The sequence below is a fragment of the Fulvimarina thalattae genome (genome assembly GCF_040239565.1).
In the GTDB taxonomy this organism is placed as follows: Bacteria; Pseudomonadota; Alphaproteobacteria; order Rhizobiales; family Rhizobiaceae; genus Fulvimarina.
The window spans coordinates 1-18,327 of record NZ_JBEHWS010000021.1; the positions used below are offsets into that span (position 1 = coordinate 1).

General features: G+C 62.4%; 18 protein-coding genes and 1 pseudogene. 9 read left to right on the plus strand and 10 right to left on the minus strand.

Features of this window, described 5'->3' with window-relative positions:
• Window positions 1–410: 410 nt before the first annotated feature.
• Both ABRA89_RS18305 and ABRA89_RS18310 read left to right on the plus strand, forming a co-directional pair.
• Window positions 411–548: pseudogene (locus tag ABRA89_RS18305) on the plus strand (HNH endonuclease); the annotation flags it as partial.
• A 75-nt stretch (window positions 549–623) separates the two neighbouring features.
• Entirely contained in the window at window positions 624–1,319 is a 696-nt protein-coding gene (locus tag ABRA89_RS18310) for a hypothetical protein (protein WP_349942968.1), read from the plus strand.
• A 15-nt stretch (window positions 1,320–1,334) separates the two neighbouring features.
• On the opposite strand, the gene ABRA89_RS18315 is transcribed toward ABRA89_RS18310, so the two are convergent.
• From ABRA89_RS18315 to ABRA89_RS18350, 8 genes are all read right to left on the minus strand, one after another.
• Window positions 1,335–1,553 carry a type II toxin-antitoxin system HicB family antitoxin gene (locus ABRA89_RS18315; RefSeq protein ID WP_349942940.1) on the minus strand — a complete coding sequence of 73 codons (219 nt, stop codon included), beginning with the start codon at window positions 1,551–1,553 and terminating at the stop codon, window positions 1,335–1,337.
• A 1-nt stretch (window position 1,554) separates the two neighbouring features.
• On the minus strand, window positions 1,555–1,758 hold the full coding sequence (locus ABRA89_RS18320; protein ID WP_349942941.1) for a type II toxin-antitoxin system HicA family toxin: 204 nt from the start codon (window positions 1,756–1,758) through the stop codon (window positions 1,555–1,557).
• Window positions 1,759–1,960: 202 nt separating this feature from the next.
• Window positions 1,961–3,793: a TniQ family protein gene (locus ABRA89_RS18325; protein WP_349942942.1), complete on the minus strand. Its 1,833-nt coding sequence runs from the start codon at window positions 3,791–3,793 to the stop codon at window positions 1,961–1,963.
• Window positions 3,793–4,902, minus strand: a complete 1,110-nt coding sequence (locus ABRA89_RS18330) for an ATP-binding protein (protein ID WP_349942943.1) — start codon at window positions 4,900–4,902, stop codon at window positions 3,793–3,795. Before ABRA89_RS18330 ends, ABRA89_RS18325 begins: the two co-directional genes overlap by 1 nt.
• A gap of 17 nt (window positions 4,903–4,919) precedes the next feature.
• A complete protein-coding gene (locus tag ABRA89_RS18335; RefSeq protein WP_349942944.1) occupies window positions 4,920–7,112 on the minus strand; it encodes a Mu transposase C-terminal domain-containing protein in 2,193 nt (730 codons plus the stop codon).
• A 16-nt stretch (window positions 7,113–7,128) separates the two neighbouring features.
• Window positions 7,129–7,980: a hypothetical protein gene (locus ABRA89_RS18340; RefSeq protein ID WP_349942945.1), complete on the minus strand. Its 852-nt coding sequence runs from the start codon at window positions 7,978–7,980 to the stop codon at window positions 7,129–7,131.
• Between the two features lie 109 nt (window positions 7,981–8,089).
• Window positions 8,090–8,524 (minus strand): hypothetical protein, encoded by a 435-nt coding sequence (locus tag ABRA89_RS18345; RefSeq protein ID WP_349942946.1) that lies wholly within the window; start codon window positions 8,522–8,524, stop codon window positions 8,090–8,092.
• 761 nt (window positions 8,525–9,285) lie between these two features.
• Entirely contained in the window at window positions 9,286–9,900 is a 615-nt protein-coding gene (locus ABRA89_RS18350) for a PIN domain-containing protein (RefSeq protein ID WP_349942947.1), read from the minus strand.
• A 717-nt stretch (window positions 9,901–10,617) separates the two neighbouring features.
• Here ABRA89_RS18350 and ABRA89_RS18355 point away from each other — a divergent pair.
• Window positions 10,618–10,818 (plus strand): helix-turn-helix domain-containing protein, encoded by a 201-nt coding sequence (locus tag ABRA89_RS18355; protein WP_349942948.1) that lies wholly within the window; start codon window positions 10,618–10,620, stop codon window positions 10,816–10,818.
• A 276-nt stretch (window positions 10,819–11,094) separates the two neighbouring features.
• Here the strand turns inward: ABRA89_RS18355 and ABRA89_RS18360 are convergent, their stop codons facing one another.
• Together ABRA89_RS18360 and dgt are read right to left on the minus strand one after the other, a co-directional pair.
• Window positions 11,095–11,925, minus strand: a complete 831-nt coding sequence (locus ABRA89_RS18360; protein ID WP_349942949.1) for a hypothetical protein — start codon at window positions 11,923–11,925, stop codon at window positions 11,095–11,097.
• Window positions 11,903–13,483 carry a dGTP triphosphohydrolase gene (gene dgt / locus ABRA89_RS18365; protein ID WP_349942950.1) on the minus strand — a complete coding sequence of 527 codons (1,581 nt, stop codon included), beginning with the start codon at window positions 13,481–13,483 and terminating at the stop codon, window positions 11,903–11,905. Before dgt ends, ABRA89_RS18360 begins: the two co-directional genes overlap by 23 nt.
• Before the next feature lie 206 nt (window positions 13,484–13,689).
• Between dgt and ABRA89_RS18370 the strand changes: the two genes are divergently transcribed.
• The 6 genes from ABRA89_RS18370 (at window position 13,690) to ABRA89_RS18395 (ending at window position 18,280) form a co-directional block, all read left to right on the plus strand.
• Window positions 13,690–14,412: an 8-oxoguanine DNA glycosylase gene (locus tag ABRA89_RS18370; RefSeq protein ID WP_349942951.1), complete on the plus strand. Its 723-nt coding sequence runs from the start codon at window positions 13,690–13,692 to the stop codon at window positions 14,410–14,412.
• A 30-nt stretch (window positions 14,413–14,442) separates the two neighbouring features.
• Complete coding sequence (locus tag ABRA89_RS18375) at window positions 14,443–14,880, plus strand: hypothetical protein (protein WP_349942952.1); 438 nt, start codon at window positions 14,443–14,445, stop codon at window positions 14,878–14,880.
• A gap of 107 nt (window positions 14,881–14,987) precedes the next feature.
• Window positions 14,988–16,073, plus strand: a complete 1,086-nt coding sequence (locus tag ABRA89_RS18380) for a PfkB family carbohydrate kinase (protein WP_349942953.1) — start codon at window positions 14,988–14,990, stop codon at window positions 16,071–16,073.
• On the plus strand, window positions 16,070–16,981 hold the full coding sequence (locus ABRA89_RS18385) for a hypothetical protein (RefSeq protein ID WP_349942954.1): 912 nt from the start codon (window positions 16,070–16,072) through the stop codon (window positions 16,979–16,981). The genes ABRA89_RS18380 and ABRA89_RS18385 overlap by 4 nt, the downstream gene beginning before the upstream one ends.
• Window positions 16,982–17,003: 22 nt before the next feature.
• Window positions 17,004–17,681: a hypothetical protein gene (locus ABRA89_RS18390; RefSeq protein ID WP_349942955.1), complete on the plus strand. Its 678-nt coding sequence runs from the start codon at window positions 17,004–17,006 to the stop codon at window positions 17,679–17,681.
• Window positions 17,682–17,695: 14 nt separating this feature from the next.
• Window positions 17,696–18,280 carry a 7-cyano-7-deazaguanine synthase gene (locus tag ABRA89_RS18395; protein ID WP_349942956.1) on the plus strand — a complete coding sequence of 195 codons (585 nt, stop codon included), beginning with the start codon at window positions 17,696–17,698 and terminating at the stop codon, window positions 18,278–18,280.
• Window positions 18,281–18,327 lie beyond the last annotated feature (47 nt).

The window sequence follows — 18,327 nt, forward strand, 5'->3', positions numbered from 1 at the left end:
CTTCAGCGCCTTGGAAAGTGGCTTCCTGAAGACCTCCCACGGAACGAGCGCGTTCAGCTTCTCGAGCGGATCGCCGGCCTCGCTCAGGCGGCCATACCGCTCGTCGACATCCCAAAACCCAGGCTGGCCACGCATCCCATCCTCCCGATCTCGATCAGGCCAAGGAAATCATAAATCACGATCAAAGGGGAGGTTCTTCGAGGTGTCCAATTTGTATCAGCTGATTTCCATCAATTATGATGCGACGATATCAGTGTTACATGCGGAATTTCACCGAATGTTGAGGTGCTGTATTGGCTGGAAGTCCCGATTTTAAGAAGGCGACCGTCGAGCTTCTTATGAGACGGTCTCGCGGTCGATGCGCAAATCCAGACTGTTTTGTGCAGACCGACGGCCCAAATATTGATCCGATGAAATATACCACAATCGGCGAAGCTGCGCATATCCGCGGAGCACGACCTGAGTCTGCGCGGTATGATTCGTCGATGACGGATGCGACACGTAGCTCTGTTACCAACGGCATTTGGCTATGCACGAATTGTCATCGATTAATAGACAAAGATGAACGCAGATTTCCTGCGAAGTTGTTGTTGCATTGGCGAGAGAGTCACGAAAGACGAGTTATGAAGGAAATAGGTACGCGAGGTGACGCGCTCAGATACGATATGGTTAAGTCAGAACTTTCTCAATTCTCAGCATATTCTCTAGAGATTCAACGTATTGTAGAAGATAAACCAGATATGTGGGAGTTTCGGCTTGCTTCGGAACTTCTGAAGCATTTGAATGCAAAACATTTTAAAAGACTCGATCATTTGCGCCGTGGTCTGTTGTATAAAACCCGTTCTCGTGTGCGTGAGACGGAGGTTCTGGATTGGCTTCGAGACCGTGTCAGCATAATGGGCAATTTGACCCCTCCGCTTGCCGCTCTTTTTGACGAGATTACCGCGTCGCTCGGCCCGCCGGGGCAGGAAGGCGATATCGATCGAATTCACGACGCATGCCTTCTATTAGAAGAAAATCTCGCCAATATTGTTTTACATGAAGAGGAAGTCGTTTTTGCCAATTTGCCTGAAGAAGCTGAGCCGATAAAGAGACTATTGATGGATGCCTTTGGTAAACCCGCCAGGCAGATCGCTCAGTTGCCTGAATTCCTCGATGAAACATATGAGTTGGCAATGAGTCCGGAGAATGAAGGGAAGAATATCTCAGTCAGAAAGACTATTATCTTTGATTTACCCGATCGTTGGGAGGAGAAGTTAACTGAAGAAACTAGAAAATTCCTCGATGAAACTGGGCAGTTAAACGAGGAGGTATGGTAAAGAAATTATGGAAGACTATCCGTGAATCTCGAGATCGAGAATTTTGGCGATGGCCACTGCCTCCGGCGGCATGATCCCGTCCTCCCGCATCCCATCCAGATGAAAGCGGATCGCGTTGCGGATTTCGGTCTCTGTCTCCTCGACGGTTGCGCCGGTTGCGATGCAGCCGGGGAGGTCGGGGACGTAGGCGGAGTAGTTGCTGCCAGCCTTTTCGATCACTACGGCGTAACGCATGTCAGTCGCCTTTCAGGCCGGCTTGCTTGAGGATGCTGTTCAGTGTGCCTGGTGAGACGTCGTCGGAGGGCTTGCCTGCGACGGTGACCCGGCCGGGCTTTTCATCATGTCTATATTGGCGGTGGCTGCCGCGTTGCGCAACCTGACGCCATCCGTCGTCTTCGATCTGCCGGATGACCTCGCGGACCGTCTTGCGTGGTGGCATGGTATCCGCGGCACTTTGGTTTGCCTCAGTTCGCCATTCAAGCTACTGAAAACGCTGGCTTCAGCGAAAAATACGCACGTTGAAAAAGGGGTGTGGCACGTTACCTGTGTCGCAGTTCAAGGACAGCCTACGCGAATATCGGCAACAAAAAACCCCGCTCGAAAGCGGGGCTAAGGCATGTCTGATCTGAAGATGGCGAAGCCTAAGTCGGTGGATCACCAATGTCGGCGCGTCGGTAGAAGGTAGCCGGAACGTCGGCGAAAGCCGGATCCGGCTCAACGCCGCGGGCAATCATTTCTGCCTTCAGTTTCTTGAAATAGACCTTGCGCTCCTTCGCCAATGAATGAAGTGACACAAAGGATTCGTCGAACGTAACGAGATCGGATTCCATCACCACCCGTTGCGGGCATCTGTTCACCGGGTTCACAGCGACGGTGCAAGGCAAAAAGCCATGGTCGATGAGCGACGTCACAACCCTGGTAGACCAGCCCATCCTCTTCTCGACGGCGCGAAGGGAAAGTCCGCCATGGTCCTCGCGGCGAACAAGCGCTTTCACTTCGTCGGCGTCAACGAGGACGGACATGTAGCCCCGTGTGTTGCCATCGACGCCGACGGTCGCCAGCCGGCCTTCGAGTAGCAGGCGCACGATTTCCATAGCGGAACAATTCGCTCGCTTGGCCGCCGCCGGGATCGGCAAGCCGCCCCCAAGCCCAGCTCGGGCAGACGCCGTGAGCCTCGACATGAAGTCGTCAAGGTCGGCCCGTCGGATGGCGTGGTCCTTCAGGATATCAGTGCCGCCGATGACGACCGGCTGAATGAACCCGGCGTTGAAGAGCAGTCGTTCATGCGGCCGTGGCGCGTTCAGGTACTGCCCGGCTCGGATCAGCGAGAAAGTATCTGAGAGACTAGCGAGGCGCGAGGATACAGCCTCGACCTGAAAGAGGACGCGTTCGTCCGTACGCGCCGCGTCCTTCTGTCTGATCAGCCCGTCGGCTACGAGAAGCTTGCGCAAGCGCTTGGGATGCAGTCCATACTCGATCGATGCCGAGTGAAGGGAATGAACCCGACGATCGGCAACCTGGCGGCCGAGGATGGTTTCCCCGGGACCGACGGGCATGGTCTCCACGACGTGACGCACGACCATGTCGCGAACCGGATCGTAGACAGGGTCCACGTTCTCGTGTGCCAGCCACTCGTAGAACCGCCCGAACATCGCTTTTGGACCCCAGTCGGCCGTGCCGTTGAAGAACGCCTTTTGTAGCTCTGTGAGCGCCGTACGGATCCCGGCCTCGCCAGAGGACGCCGAGGTGAACCCGCGCTTACCCGCTTCGTGCAGATCGCCCTCGCCGAGGTCGTCGAGGCGGACCTTGCTCCCGAACGCAAGCACGGCCCCGAGATTCTCGGACAGCCGCATCACGGCGTAAAGGGGTAGCCCATCCAAGAATTCGGCCCCCGACCGTCTCGACGAGAGCCGATCGTGCACGTAATCCTCGAAGGCAGACGGCGCCCGACGCTCGCTTGCTGCATCGAGGTCCGCGAGGTCGCCAGACCGCGAAAGCGCAAGGGCGGCGAAGTCGTGCAGGGATGTGGGATCGTCGGCGTGTGCGATCTCGACCAGTTCCTGACCGTGGATCCGGCATGTGCGGAGGGCAGGAACCTGCCAGATAGCTCGTCCCCACGCTCGGACCTCCGGCTCGAGGTTCTCGTCGCCCATATCGGTGATAAGGCAGGACGGGCAGGCGAAGACTCGGCTACGCCTCAGCGTGCGCCAACCGAGGTCTTCGCCTCTAAGGTTCGTGCGGTCGTTGTCGGTCACGGCGGCCCAGTTCGCGAGCGCTGCCATCGAGCAGCGGCCCATTTCGGCAAGGCGGGTAAGTGCGGAAGGGCGACCGGCAACGATGCCCCCGAAGTTCAGGCCGACATCCAGAGCGAAGTCGCGGACGCGGTCGCGTCCGTTGGCCTGCGCGAGGCGCGAGGCGAAGCTGACAGGGGTTTCGCCCTCGTGGAGGGGCACAGTGATCCTAAGTGCGCGCATCAAGCCCCTACCTCCGCCTTGCGCCGGCGGCGCCGTCCTCGAAGATCGCGTCCGCGTTCCGCGAGTGCCTGCATCAACCGGACATGTGCCGCCTCTTGCTCGCGCAAGAGCGCGTTCATGGGTTCGATGCTCTCCCATCCGCGGGCAGACAGGATGTTCTCTTCGGGCTGGCATCCGGAGAACACCTCGTAGGAACGGACGAAGTGGCCATGCGTCACTTCCTTGGCGTCTGCGTTGTCGATGAGCGCTCGTTCGACGGCGCCGCGCACGATCTGAGTCAGGGCACCCAGTTGCCTGTTCGCGGCGTGGCAGAGCCTCGCAAGGAAAACGTCGTCGTACTCGAACGCGAACGTCATCTCGGCATGCTGCTCGACGATTGTCTTAACAATCCAGGAGATCAGTTTCCCATCACGCGACGAAACGAGATTTTTCAGATGGATCTTGTGGCTGCGGCGGGCTACCTGCCTGTAGATCGAGAGAAAGTCGCCCAGTTCGGGCATCCCGGTCAGGATAAGGTTCACTGGCCAGTCGTCCTCCATCACCATCTTGAGGGCGTCGGAAAGCTCCTGCATCGCGTCGTGATCGCGCATGTTCAACATATGCTGGGCTTCATCGATGTGGATGAACCGAACCTTCCGGACCTTCAACTGGCGGCGCACCATCCGCCAGGCTGCCGCAGGCTTCAGTTCCCGTTCAAGAGGGTACTGAAGCTTCTCCAAGAGTTCGTAGGCGATGACCTGAAGGTTGGATGGTCGCGGTGCCTTGATGAAGACGATGGGCGCCGTCTCCGTCATTCCGGTGACGCGAGGGAGGAATTCGGGGCGTCCAGCGATCGCCCTCCCGATGCTGCGGGATTTCCCAGCCCCGGTCTCGCCGATGATGGCGAGGCAACGGCGCTCGATCTGGTATCCCGCCATGGCCACAGATGCGTTGCCGATGAGGAGCTTCAGCTCAGCCTCGATGTCCACATCCCGCTTTGTCGCCAGGTAGCGGGCATTGATGGCGGCCATGCGTGCCGCCAGCCGGGTGGACTGCTCGTCCATCCGGCTGGCGAGATCGGCGTCGACGGTCTCGAGATCGCCCGGGAAAAAATCGCTGCTTTGGTCCATGCCTTGCGTACCCTTCATCAATTGGACGACCATTCGTTTTCAGTGCCGAAGGCGCTGTCGTCGTCGAGGATCTCACCAGTATCGGGGTCCGCAATGACCACGCCGTCCGCAGCGATCTGGATGATCTCAGCTTGACGGGCGAGTTCCTTCGGAAGTTGCAGGTCCTCGCCGTAAGCCCCGTCGTCGGCGAACGCGAACGACTGGAAGAGTGCCTTCTCCCAGCGATCGAACGTTTTTGCCGTGAGGATCGGGTTCGCGATCTCCGCCCGCTCGATGGCCGCAGCCGCAGCTTCGCTGAGCGTTCGAACGGCGCCCAGCACGTGATGGCGGGAAAGGCTCGCCAGGTGTTGGTTACGTTCGCGAAGGTCGCGCACCGCCTCGGTCCATTGCCAGACGCTGACGTTTTCGAGCCCGCTGAAGCGGGCGTTGCAGACGATCCAACCGCCCTTCTTCGTGCGCACCGAGATGCTGGACAGGTCCCAGCGATCGATACGGATCTCGACAGGCTTCTGGCCCATCTCGCGCCGCAGGATCTGAAGAGCCTGGGACTGGAAGCGGATACCGAGGAAGCGGACACCCTCTTCGCCAATTCGACGTTCGCATACGATGCCCATGACGTGTCGCATCACGTCACGGTCGGGGGGAAGCGGCAGGCCGTAGACGCCGCTCAGACGGCGCATGCAATCGTAAGGGGTCTCTCCTCCCAGGCCTTCGTGCGGGTGGTGATGGTAGAGATCCAGGACGCCGACGAGAAACAGGCGGTTCAGTTCGTCGACGTTGATCGACGCGTTCGCCTGTGCGTCGTATTTCCCCTTCTCGACGATGTTGGAGAACGTCTGCCCGGTAAAGAAAGCCGCGATCTTCGTCTTAAGTGTGCCGAAAACGCGTTCGATCCGCGCCCGCATCTCGGCAAGCCCGGCCGGAGGGAAGACAGGGTTGATGTTGAGCTGCACCAACGAGCCAATAACGGCATCGGTAGTGAAGTACGTGGCATTGTCCATCGCGACCGAGCGCGGTTTGGCGTGCAGGTAGGTCCGGCTTGCTCCCACATGTCCGGCGATCCGCGACTTGTCGGTCATGGCAAGTTCGATTGTCGACAACGCGCTCTCGGTGCACGGCGCGCCTTCGAGGAAGCGCATTGCGACGATCATGCGCGTGCGGGCATCGATCGCAACCGAAAGCCAGAGGCGCTTGCGCTCGACCAGTGCGCGGGTTTCCTCATCGAGAAGACCCCAAACCCCGGCGTCGACCATGATCTTCATCAGGCTGACCATCCATTCGTCCATCTCAAGACGTTCGAACGGCTTCTCGACGTCGAGGCCCGTCGTGACGATGCCCCAACGACGCAGTGCCACCTCGGGACCGAGACGTCCGAGGTCCACGAAGAACGGATCGAGTGCGTCGATCATCTTCTCGAACGCCCGGCGTTTCAGGCGACGGAGTGGCGGTTCGCCCTTCAGAGCGCGCTCCGCGTCCACCTTGTCCAACTCAGTGTTCAGCAGGCTGAACTGGTGCTGCTTTGAGGGCTTGTTTCTGCTGGCGTAGCCCGTCGCGAACTTTGCATGCAGCGTGTATGACACCGAGCACAGCGTCGAGCGCTTCTTTCCAGGTCCATTGTACTGGTTCACGAGGGTGTCGATCTCGAAGCCGCCTTTTTCGTATCGCCTCACCCAGCGCCGAAGCTGCACCTCGCTTGGCGAGGTGATCTTAACGGTGAGGGACCCGCCGCGCTTCTTCTTCTCGCCATTCTCCTGACGACGACGTCTGTCCGCGTCTTCCGCCTCGGCCTCGAATTGAGCCGCGATGCGCTTGATGGCCAGCGCCAACTTCGCGTCCGACCGTCGGATGCTGCGGTCCGTCTGTTCCAGGCGAAGGAAAGCGTCGCACCACGCCTTCTTATTAAGGACGACCTTCGCCTGCGGCTTCGTCAGGTCGCTGAATGTCTTGTGCTTGCCCTTAGCGAGGCGGACCGCTGCCTTGACCTCCGTAAAGAAGCCTTCGTTGATGCGGATCGCGTCCGTTTGGATGAGGTGGTCGAGGTGCTCGTGCGTCAGCGTCTCGCAGAACTTGAGGTCGTCCACCCGGGTGATCTTGTGACCTGCGGCGAGGCGTTCGGCATAGGCGTACTCGACGCCGTCGATGATCAACTGGCTCCGGGGCGCAATGTCGTAGATGGGCACTGCCGTTTCAATTTTGGTGATCGCGTTCATGATCGGTCTCCTTGGTTCAGATGATGGCGGAAGGGGGAAGGGCAGGACGGAGCAGCGTTGCAGCACCGAGGCGCTCGCGACGGACGAAGTCGAGGATGCCGTCGTCGATGAGGCAGATGAGGGCGGTTCTTCCCCGCGGGCCGAGGCGCAACGCCTCGACCAGGTCGTCCAGCATCACACCGCCGCGGATGCGCTCCACGAACTCGGCGGCAAGGGCAACGTCCGACGCGTTGCGATGCTCACGCGCGTCGAGGATTTCGTCGGCGTTGTGCACACGGGCCTTCGTGACGAAGCTCTCGGTGACGATGATCGCTGCATCGGCGAAACCCTCAAGGCTCTGCTCGCGGATGCACTTGATGGCAGTGACGAGGTCCTCGTCGACCTTCTTGGAGGGCCGCACGGCATAGGCGATGACCGAACCGTCCAGCTCCTCGACGAGGAAGTCGAAGGTGTGCGAGCGTTTCGAGCCGTCCGGATGGATGTATCGGCGGGCCGGCGGCTGGTCGAAGATCCGGCCGCGAGGAATTTCCGCGCGCTTGATCCGCAGGAACCCGAACTCGATGTTCGACTCCGTCACCTTCTCCCGGTTTTCAGCGAGATCGTTCATTCGGATGCGGAAGGAGCGTTTCGTCCGGCGGGCAGGGTTGCGCGATGCCAACGTCGGTTCGCAGCCGAACCAGACGATCTTCTCCCGGTCGAACTCGCCCGGAAGGAGGTTCTCGATCGGCAGGCCGTCGAGGTTCTCGTAGCGGCCGGCCGTGGTCCGGTCCGGCGCAAGGTAGATCGGGACCTCGGGCATAGGCTTGTCGTACGAGCTGATGCCGAGACGGCGCTCGTGCAGGTGCTGAATGATGTGTTTCTCGCTCACTGGCGTGACCTCTCGCTCACCGATGCCGGAATGACATCGGGCTACCGACCGGACCCCGGAGGGGGACGGCCACCTGCTGGACGGCGCGGACGTAAGGCCCGCCGGGACGTCAGCCGGCTATGAGCGAGGGGTTCGAGAGGGCGCAGCGGGGGGAAACCCGGTCAAGGCTGGGGGCGAGGGTGTCGAGCCGGAGCATCGTCGTCGTCGCCACCTGCCTTTTGAGACAGTAGCGAACGGTCTGAGGGCGAGCCGGCGAAGTCGCCAGCGGCTTTCGTTCCTTGGTGATGCAGGTCAGGCGGAGTCCACTAACGCAGGCCCTGACGACCTCCGACGGGAAGCCGTTCACAGTCTCGTCGACGTCGTCGTCGAGGATTGGGAAGCTGCAATACCGGAAGCCGTTCGGTTCCACCGCGAAGTCCGCGATCGGAAGGGTGCCCCGGTGATCGTCGCTGGACGTCGGCCGAGAGGAATTGCGGAAGGCGAAGGACGGCGGTCCGACCCGATCCCGATGATGGATGAAGTTACGCGGTTTGGTTTTGGACATTGGACAAAGCTCCCCTGTTCCGAAACTGCCAATCGGCTTCGGTGAATCCGCGCACGAACGGCGACGGACGTGGCGTTGTCGGCGGACGGACGTCCGCCGGATCAGCCAACTATGCGGAGAGGGGTCGTATGCGCGGCGCGGTGCGCGGCGTCGAACTGCCGGGAGGCGCTCGTCTTGAACGTGTTCGTCATTCGGTATGCCTCCTTGTGTCTCGGGACGGGCTTCGCCGATCCGAGGGGCCGCCCGCGGGATTGCGGACGGTGGTGAGCGTGACGGTGGATCCGTCTAGCTAGAACGGGGACGCGTTAGCGTTCCGTCTTCAATTGTGAGAGACCCGAAGAGTCCATCCCGCCGGGGTTGGCTTGGCAACCCGGTCGATCTTGCGACTTGCGGTTCGGAAGGGGTGTCGGCGCTACGCCGTGAGGACCGTCGTCCCAGCGGCGTGCATGCCTGCACCGCGGTCCTGCCGCGCGCCGAAGGGCGATATGTAGATTCGATCGGTCATGGGGAGCCCTTTACCAGGATTCGCGGCGTCAGCGAGTCCTGCCTTCCGAGATGGTTTCCGAGACATGAATCCTGCGTCGACCGTCGAAGCGGCCGGAACCGCGTAGACGAAGGGCGCATTCGTCGACTTAGCGGCGCATAGACCGAACTTCGGACCAGGCACGCTCAAGGCATTTCTAAATGGTCGACGCTTTCCGTCGTTTCCAGAGCAGGTTAGCCTAAGCTGTTCGCGGTCCTGCCAAAGATATCGATGAGCTTCAAGCTTTTGGCTGCAAACCGTAAGTCTGTGATGATGTGAAGGGCGATCGACAGACGATTGGTGAGCTTCCTTCAGTTGGGTCGTCGGATCGGGTCCCTGCAATCGAAGCCATCCCGGCTGGTGAAATGACCCATTCTCCACTGTTCGGCTCTATGAGGCCTGGCAAGCGGAAGTATCGGTCGATTTCCATAAAGTCGCGAACATTCGAGGTGACGATGACCGCTCCTGCGGCGATGGCGGTCGCCGCAATTGTGAGATCTTCTCCTGTAGCTTGCTTCTTGGATCCTGGATGGGCGAGCACGAAGTTTTTGAGCGCCGGCGTCGCGTGCATTCGAGCCCGGGTTCTTGCGGCCTCGGTTGTCGGGTACAGCATCTGGAACCTCGGGTCTTCAATGAGATCGCTCAAGGCATGCTCATAGGCGTCCGCCTTGTTCGAACCAGCGTTACGTGCGCTCTCTACACCGTACTGGAGTTCGAACACCGTACTCCAAGAGATCGCGAGCGATCCCATCGGTGCCCCCTCGATCCACAAAACGATATTGGGATTGGCGCAAGGTTTGCCGAGTTCCGACACAACGTTGGTGTCGATGAGGAACAGTGGCGATGTTCTCATGGGCGTGTCGATGCTACCGTGGACCCCCGGATCGTTAGAGCAGGCGTACCGTGGCGGTGAGTCCAGTAGCCCTCCGGAACGATGGACGTCGATCGATCTGTTCATGCACATTTCGTCTCGCATCACGGTTTCCTGTTAGATTTCGGAAAGGGCGGGGCGTTGTCGTTCGAGCGTTCGAGCGTTCGAGCGTTCGTGCGGTCGACGACGAGTTCCTTGTGCTGGTTTTGAGAATGGGACCGCCCAGACGGAGGTATCGGGCGACGGTCACGACGTCTCATTCGACATAACGCAGACGTCGGTAGCCGCGGCGAGGCGATGACTGTCGATGCGAAGAGAGGGCCGCGAGATCAGAATTCGCCTGCTACATGAGTGACGTCGGTGCACCGTTCATGCACTATGCGGGGGTGCGGCTGAAGTTCGGGCGTGACGCCAGAAGGACTCGCTAAGCTGCGCGTTCTCGCGCGAGGACTGGAAACTGGGCATTGAACGGGACCTTACTCAATACAATGCGTCTACCGCCGTCGACGAGCCGAAGCTGCCGACGTCATTCCTGTTATCTGTGCTTGCCTGCTGTTGAGGAAACCAATCATTTTGTTTGGTTTTGAGTCAATACGAAATCGCACGGAGGAGAGGGGCGATACGTCGTCAACGACAGTCCCATCTGTTGTGGGATCTGCCCCTAAGATCGACGGTGTGTCATGTCGGGGCGCCCGGGTTATGCTGGGATTGTCCCAGGGTGAGCTGTGCCGTCTGTCGGGCGTCGGGCGAAACCTACTGAACGATTTCGAAACCGGAACCCGGGTGCCTAGATCCCGAAACCTGGACAAGCTTCGATTGGAACTCGAACGAGCGGGAGCCGAGTTTCTGGCGTTGGCAGATGGAACGGTCGCCGTCCGGATACGCCCCGCGCGTGAATAGGTTTCCCGGATATCGTACGGACTCGTTACAAGACCCGGGACGGACAATCGAAGTGCTGAGCGGTCTATCTGCCCCGGGTTGCGCGACATTCTGAAAAGCCAGCGTTCTGCGCGGCTCAACGAAGGGAATCGCAAACCCGGACGCCCTCGCATAGGAGGTCACATTTTTGTGAGCCGGCAAGCTGGCCTTTGGACGGATCCCCACAGATGAGTTCGAACTCCAATCTGCCGGGCCTTGCCGAAGCATAACGCCTTCATCGGTTCGGAGGTGGCTCGCTTAGGAAACCGCGCGAACTCGTCGACGCGAGCCTTCGGTTGCAGGCAACCTCTTGGACGCAGCCTTTACGCGCCGCAGTCGCTCAGAAGGGACGATCTCCACCGCCCCGCCGTCAGCGGTCGCGGCCAGACGCAGCCTGACTTCCCCGGCATCCAGCGTGTGCAAGTATCTCGTGCGGAAGGACCGTTTCTCGGCGAGGACGAGCGCCTCCCAGCCGCAGGCCCGCACCTGCCGCCCGACATGCTCGGCGAGCTTCGGGGCTAAGCGGGCGTTCCACCTGCATGCGTAGCGCAGGGCGCGCACCGCGTTCCCAACGGGGTTCGGATTCGGCTGGAGGTTCACATCGATCAAGCGGTCCCGCAGTCGCCCGAAGTAGCACTCCTTGGCGGCGACCCTGCCCGTAGAGGGGTAGTAGAGGACGGCGTCCCAGTCAAAGAACGTGGTGTTCAGGACGTCATCGATGCACCTGACCTCGGCGTAACGCTCGCACTTGGCCCAGGTCCTTTGGAGCGGCCACACGTCGACCTGCCACTGGGAAAGCTTGACGCCGTAGCCGCCGAAGCGGTTCACCGTCGCGCCAAGACGCTCCATAGCGCGGTCGAACGCCGGAAGGTCTTCCACGTCTGCGACGAAGTCGACGTCCGAACGGAAGGCCCTGTGGCCGCCGAGGCAGAGGTCGCGGAGCATGCCGCCGACGACGGCGCACTCGCCCATCATCGAGAGCGACGCGGCGAAGTCCCGCACTTCCCGCCGCCCGCGGCGATCGGTCGTGAAGAAATAGGCGGCGCGACGCCTTAGTAGATTCTCGTCAGAGTGCGGATGCGCCGACATGGAACTCGCTCAACTCTTTGTATAGGTCCATAGCGTACTGGTCGGTCATGCCTGCCACCATGTCGGTAAGTAGTTGGAGTTCCCTGTACCGCATGGGCAGCGTCTCGTCGCACTTCCCGTCCCCGGTGCGTCCCTCGAACACGCGTTTGTAGTTCTCGCTTATGCGTCCGTAGGCGTAGCGCGAGAACGGCGAAATCCGGTCGGACGCGGGCTTCGAAAAATCCTCGCGCTCCGTGATGCCCCTCCACAGGAACGTCATGAGCCCTTGCAGCGTGTTGAAGCCTCGCAGCTCGATCTCGAGGACCTGTCGGTTACGATAGGCGTAGAGGCGATCGAACTCCTTGAGCATTTCGCAAAGCTTGAACGCCTCGCTGGTGTCGACGAGCGGCGCCTCGAACTTCCCTTCCATAATCTCGTCATACCCGGTCTCGAACCTGCGCAGCACCGCGCTCACCATGACGCCGATCGCGTGCGTCCGGAAGAGCTGCATTGAGACGTCGTCGAGTTCAGACGGAGGGAGCTTGACCCCGTCGGGTAAGACGCACGCGAGCTCCACCGCGGCGACGAGCTTAGCCACCAAAGGGTCTTCAGCAAACCTGTGGGCTCTTATGAACGCTACGAGATCAGCGAATGAGACGATCCCCTTCTTGATCGCATCCTCTGCGTCGATGATCGAGTATGCGATGTCGTCGCAGGCCTCCATGAGGAACGTCAGCGGGTGCCGGACGCCTGTCCTCAGTCCCGTCTCCTTCCAGACTTCCGCTACCAGAGCGTCTTCCGAAGCGTAGATGCCCACCTTCCGGCGCGAGGCGTTGTCATGCTTTTTTAAGGCGTCGGTCGAACCAACGGTGTATTTCAAGAGAGCCGCGAGTGTGCCGAAGCTCAGGTTCAGGCCGCGGCCGTCCTTGACGACCTGGAGCCGCGACAGTGTTCTCAGGGTTTGGGCGTTGCCCTCAAACTGATGGAAGTCCTTCTGGTGCCGATCGCTGAGCTTGTGCAGGTCGACCTCGATAGCCCGGGCGCGCTCGTCGCCTAGTCGCTTGCGTTCGACAGGATCGACGCTGAAGATTCGGTACTCGTTGTCCTTGATCCATTGACGGATGGCGTTCTCGCCCTGGTGGCCGAAAGGCGGATTGCCGATGTCGTGCGCGAGGCCGACCGCCGCCAGCATGGCCGGGATCGACCGCCGGGCATTGTCGTGTGCCTCCTCGGTCTTAGGAAGGTCCTCGGCGATGCGCTTCCAGAGAGGACCGTAGACGAGGCTGGTTCCACAGGACCGGGCGAGGTTCGAGACTTCGTGGCTGTGGGTCAGGCGTGTGCGGACGGATTCGTTGCGCTCCAGCGGGAAGACCTGTGTCTTGTCGCCCAGCCTGCGCGTGGGTGTCGCAAAAAGGATCCGGTCGTGATCGCGCTCGGCGGCCGTGCGGTGCTGGGCGACGGGGACCACGTCGGCGACCCGCTCGCCCTCCGCGGGGCTCCCGGTCGCCTTTTCCCTCGCCTTCTCCGGCGGGGGCAGCCGCGTTTCGCTGAGGAGCTTGGTCCATGTGAGCTTGGCCATGGCGAATCCTTGCTACGTAGAACCGAGTCCTATCGGGCAGCCTCCGCGGAGGCAACCGAAGGGCGGCGTCGCCGTCTCTACCCGCAGCACCAGTCCACAGGAATGGCGCGCGGGCCGCAGGGCGTGGCGCAAGCCCCGCACCCGGATCAGCATGCCTTATCCGGCGAATAAGAAGGGACGGCCCGATGCTCCACGAGCGACACGCGATGACGACCCACGAGACAGAGACGCCCGCGCCCCGCGCGACCGCCCGCGAGCGACGTTCGCCGGACGCGGAGGTCGTCCCCGGGGTCGCGTGGGGCCGGAGCGGATGGGTAGGTAGCCCGGCCTACTGGTCCATGTTGGCCGCGACCGAGGACCCTGCCGACGACTACGTCCGCAGGGACGACAGCCCCCTGCATCACGAGGTCGCGTTCTGCCTTCTCGGTGGGTTCGGGATCCGCATGGAGGTAAACGAGGCCGCCTACGCCGCATGCCTCGGTCGAGGGCTCCTCGATCCCGGCCGGCGCCCGGCGGCGGCGGAGGTCGAGGCCGTGCTGTCCACCCCGTTGGAAGTGGGCGCCCGTACCGTCCGCTACCGCTTCCCGCGGCAGCGGTCGGGTAGGCTCGCGCAAGCGCTGCGGGCGATCGAGGACTCGCCGCCGCCGACTGACACCCCGCGCCGCTTTCGAGACGCTCTCATGGAAGTCCCGGGAATCGGCCCGAAAACCGCCTCCTGGATCGCGCGCAACTGGATGGGCGCGGACGACGTCGCCATCCTCGACATCCACGTACTGCGCGCAGGCTTCGCGATGAATCTCTTCCCCGCGAACGCGACCTTGCCGGGCGACTACGACGCGCTTGAGAACCGCTTTCTCGCGTTCGCCGCCGCGATCGGCGTGCGCCCCTCGCTCCTCGACGCCGTGATCTGGCGGGAGATGCGGCGGTAGGAGACGAACGCCGGCACGGCGGGCCGACAAGTGGCGCTTCAACTCTGCCGCGTGCTAGGGCTCTCGAAAGGAAGAAATCCGGTGGAGGGCGACATGGGCGGGAGCGGCGGCGGCGGACTTGGAACTCGTTCGGGCGGATTGCCCCGACCCGGAGGCTCGGGCATCGGAGGGTCCGGGGCGGACGCCTGCGCCTTGCGCTTCGCCGTGGACCTCGAGAGCGTTGATCCCGTCGTGCTCGCGCTCGTGGCGATGGGCACGGACTGTGCGGTCACGTTGAACCGACAGGGCGGCTACGACGTGGTCGTCGTCGTCGCGCCGTCCGGCGGGATCGTCGGGTCCCTGTCGGGTTTCCCCGGCCTCGCAATGCTGCTCCGCTGCATCGGCGACGGCAACGTCTACGCGGCGACGGTCACGGTTAAGACGGCGAACACCTGCAACGTCCTCGTCACCCGTACGGCGGCACCGTGATCGTCGCTGGCGGCACCTACCGGGAGATCTGCGACTCCGCCCGCTGGGATCGGGTGTACGGATCAGGCGGTCGCGCAGCATGCGCCGCTGGCCACAGGGGGAGCGGCGTGCGGCTCGTGTCCTACGCCCACCATGGCTGGATCGAGGACGCGCGGGCTACCTTCGCTTCAATGGGCGTCGACTGCGACCTGATGCCGATCGACGACGAGGTCGCCTTCGTCTACGCGCACCCCATGGCGACGCCGGTCCTGCTGAACGGCATGCCAGCCTTCACGCCGGAACTCCTTGTAGATGGGGACGACGTCGTACGCTTCGGGATGCTGGAGTGCGAGGCCCGGGTACGTGCGCGGCGCGCCGTCCACGATCCGCAGGGCGTCGGCGCGACCGTTCCGTTCGGTGCGAACGGATCGACGGCAGACAGCCTGGCGCTCGTGCTGAACGAAGGCGAGGCACGAAACCTGTCCGGCGAGGATTCGCCCGACGATGCGGCCGCGGCGCTGCTGTCCGTCGCGGACGCAGTCGTCGTGAAGGGCGCCACCGCCGGGGCCCTCGTCGCGCGCCGCGGCGCCGCGCCCGTGCGCGTCCCGCCCTACCGGTCCGAGCGCGTCATGAAGATCGGATCGGGCGACGTGTTCACCGGGGTGTTCTCGCACTGCTGGATGCGGGAGGGGGCCGATCCCGTCGAGGCGGCCGACCTCGCCTCGCGCGCGGTGTCCGTTTACGTCGAGACACGGAGCATCGCTGCGGGGTCGCGCGCCGAACTGGCGCACCGGGCGGCCCTGCCGACGGACGGGCGGCCGGGAAGGATCTACATCGCCGCGCCGTTCTTCACCACCTCCCAGCTCTGGCTCGTCGAGCAGCTCGTCCAGGCGACCGCCGCGCTCGGGGCGACGCCGTTCTCGCCCTTCCACGAGGTCGGCATGGGCGGCATGGCGTCGGGCATCGCAACCGATGACCTCGCCGGGCTCGAGTCCTGCGACGCGGTGCTGGCGGTTATGGACGGGCGCGATCCAGGTACGCTGTTCGAGGTCGGGCACGCACGGGCCAACGGCATTCCCGTCGTCATGCTGGCCGAGAACGTAATGGAGGGAGACCTGACCATGTTCTCGGGAACGGGGTGCGAGGTCGTCGGGGACGTGGCGACGGCGGCGTACAGGGCGGTGTGGAGCAGTTCGGGGGAACGGCATCGATGAGCGTACCAGACGAGTACACGGCGATCGTCGAACGCCTTGGAGTGGCCGCAGCGAAGCGGGCAAGGCGCAAGCGCGAAGGCGGCGACAACGCGCTGAAGGGATACAGGTTCGAGACGTTCGTGGCCGTGGTGACGTTGCTCGAGGAGGCGATGGGATGGTTTGGCCAAGGATGCCCGGACGAATGTGCGACGTTCGTGTACCAGCCCCTGGGCTTCGTAGACGACCTGTCGATCCTCTCGGATGACTGTTCACGGTTCGTTCAGATAAAGGACGTCAAGGAGGAGGAATGGGGCAGGAACGAAAAATCCCTCGCTGGCGACTTCCGTAGCCAAGCGGCCCTCCTTGAGGGTTATCCCGGAGCGCTGTCGCTCGTTCTGATACTGTCGCGCCAGGACGTCGCCGACGCACTTCGGGACAGCAAGCCATTGGACCTGGAAGCTGTTGCTGTCATGCATGTCGCTCCCGTGAAGATCCCTAAGAATGCATGGGTCGATCCCGGCCTGTCCGCGACGCTCGGCTACTTCCTCGAGAGGCCAAACGACAAAACGGATCTCGTGGCCGCGTGCTCGGCTCTCGCAAGCGCATGGCATGACCTCGAAGGGGTAGGTACGACCAAAGACCTTTATGAAGAGGCGGTTCATCTCAGCCAAGGAAAGCTTCGAAGCCTTCAGCAGTGGATCACGATGAGCACTGAGGCTCGAGACGCGGTGAACGGCATCGACGAACTGAGGGTGGAACCGAGGGGGCGGCGCCTCTGCTTCTGGGATCAGGAGGGCCTCCGGGGACGGCATCCGTTCTTGGACGACGCGACTTACGGCCAGTTCGAGCGATTGCTGGTTGCGAAGGGTCCACGCACCGTCGAAGCGTTCGTTGATTTGCTGGAGACATATGATGCGACTTGGAGCTAACGCGTCGGCGGTTTCGGGCTGGATGAAGGCGCCCCTCTCGTTGGAAGAGCCCGGACCGCCGATCGACACGCTTCGCGCCCTAGGCAGGCAGGCGTTCGATCACCTCAAGTTGGAGGCGATGCCCGGCGGCGGAACGATTGCCGTCGTTGGGCGCCCCTTCGAGATCGAGGGGGTAGGCAGCGGTTTGGTCGAAGCGCTGGAAGAGCGCGGCTACCGGGCCTGGGTGGGTTGCCACTGGCTGGAAGGCGTCCGACCGCCGCCGGGACAGGCGCCATCGGCGTACGGGGTCTTGCAGGACTATCGCGACGAGGCGGTGGAGGAAGTGACCATGGCTATCCTGGTGCAGACCTCCTTGTTCAACCCTGCCATTGCCATGACGGCGTTGCTCTGGTGCTTAGACAATGTACCGACGAAGCGGTTCGGCCTGGTCAGCCTGCTGGCGGATCAAGGTGCCATCGACGAACTGCGGGAAAGTGTGTCGTTCGCCACGGCGGCTCCCCTGGATGTATCGATCGGCTACTCCATCGACGAAAGCGAACGGCCGCGCGATGAAGGGTATCGATCGCTCCATCACTTGATTTCGGACGAGGATAGCCAGCGAGACGACCGGAGGTTCATGCCGGGGATCGTTGCCGCGCGACGGGAACAGCGGCGACACAACCGCGCTGACCTATCGAACGGCCCGCGGCGCGGAACCTAACGGCAGACCGCGCCATGCGCGTCCTCTTGCTCTCCGGCGGTCTCGACTCCTCCGCGCTCGCCGCCGACGTGTCGCCCGACATCTGCTTAACGGTCGACTACGGCCAGCGTCCGGCCGCAGGCGAGATTCGGGCGTCGGCCGCCCTCGCGGCGGCGCTCGGGCTGAGGCATGAGGTCCTGCGCGTTGACATGTCTGCGCTGGGGTCCGGGGAGATGGCCGGACGCGACGCCTCTGACCTCGCCAGCGGCCCCGAGTGGTGGCCGTACCGAAACCAGATGCTGATCACCCTGGCAGCCATGCGGTATGTTGCCGACGGTCTCGCAGAGATCGTGATCGGCGCCGTCGGCAGCGACACCCACGCGGACAGCAAGGCGCCGTTCCTCGACGCGATCGACCACACCCTTTCGGTGCAGGAGGGCGGCGTGCGCGTCCGGGCGCCCGCACGAGACATGGATCCCGTCGAGCTCATCAGGCAGTCGTCCCTGCCACGGGAGCTGCTCGGCCTAACGTTCTCCTGCCACTCGGGGCCGTACTCCTGCGGCCAATGTCGGGGATGTACGAAGCGGTTGGCGACGATCGACATGCTCAACGCCTCCTGACACCCAATGGCGGGAGCGGGAAGCCGAGGCCTTCGGCCTCTGTCCTG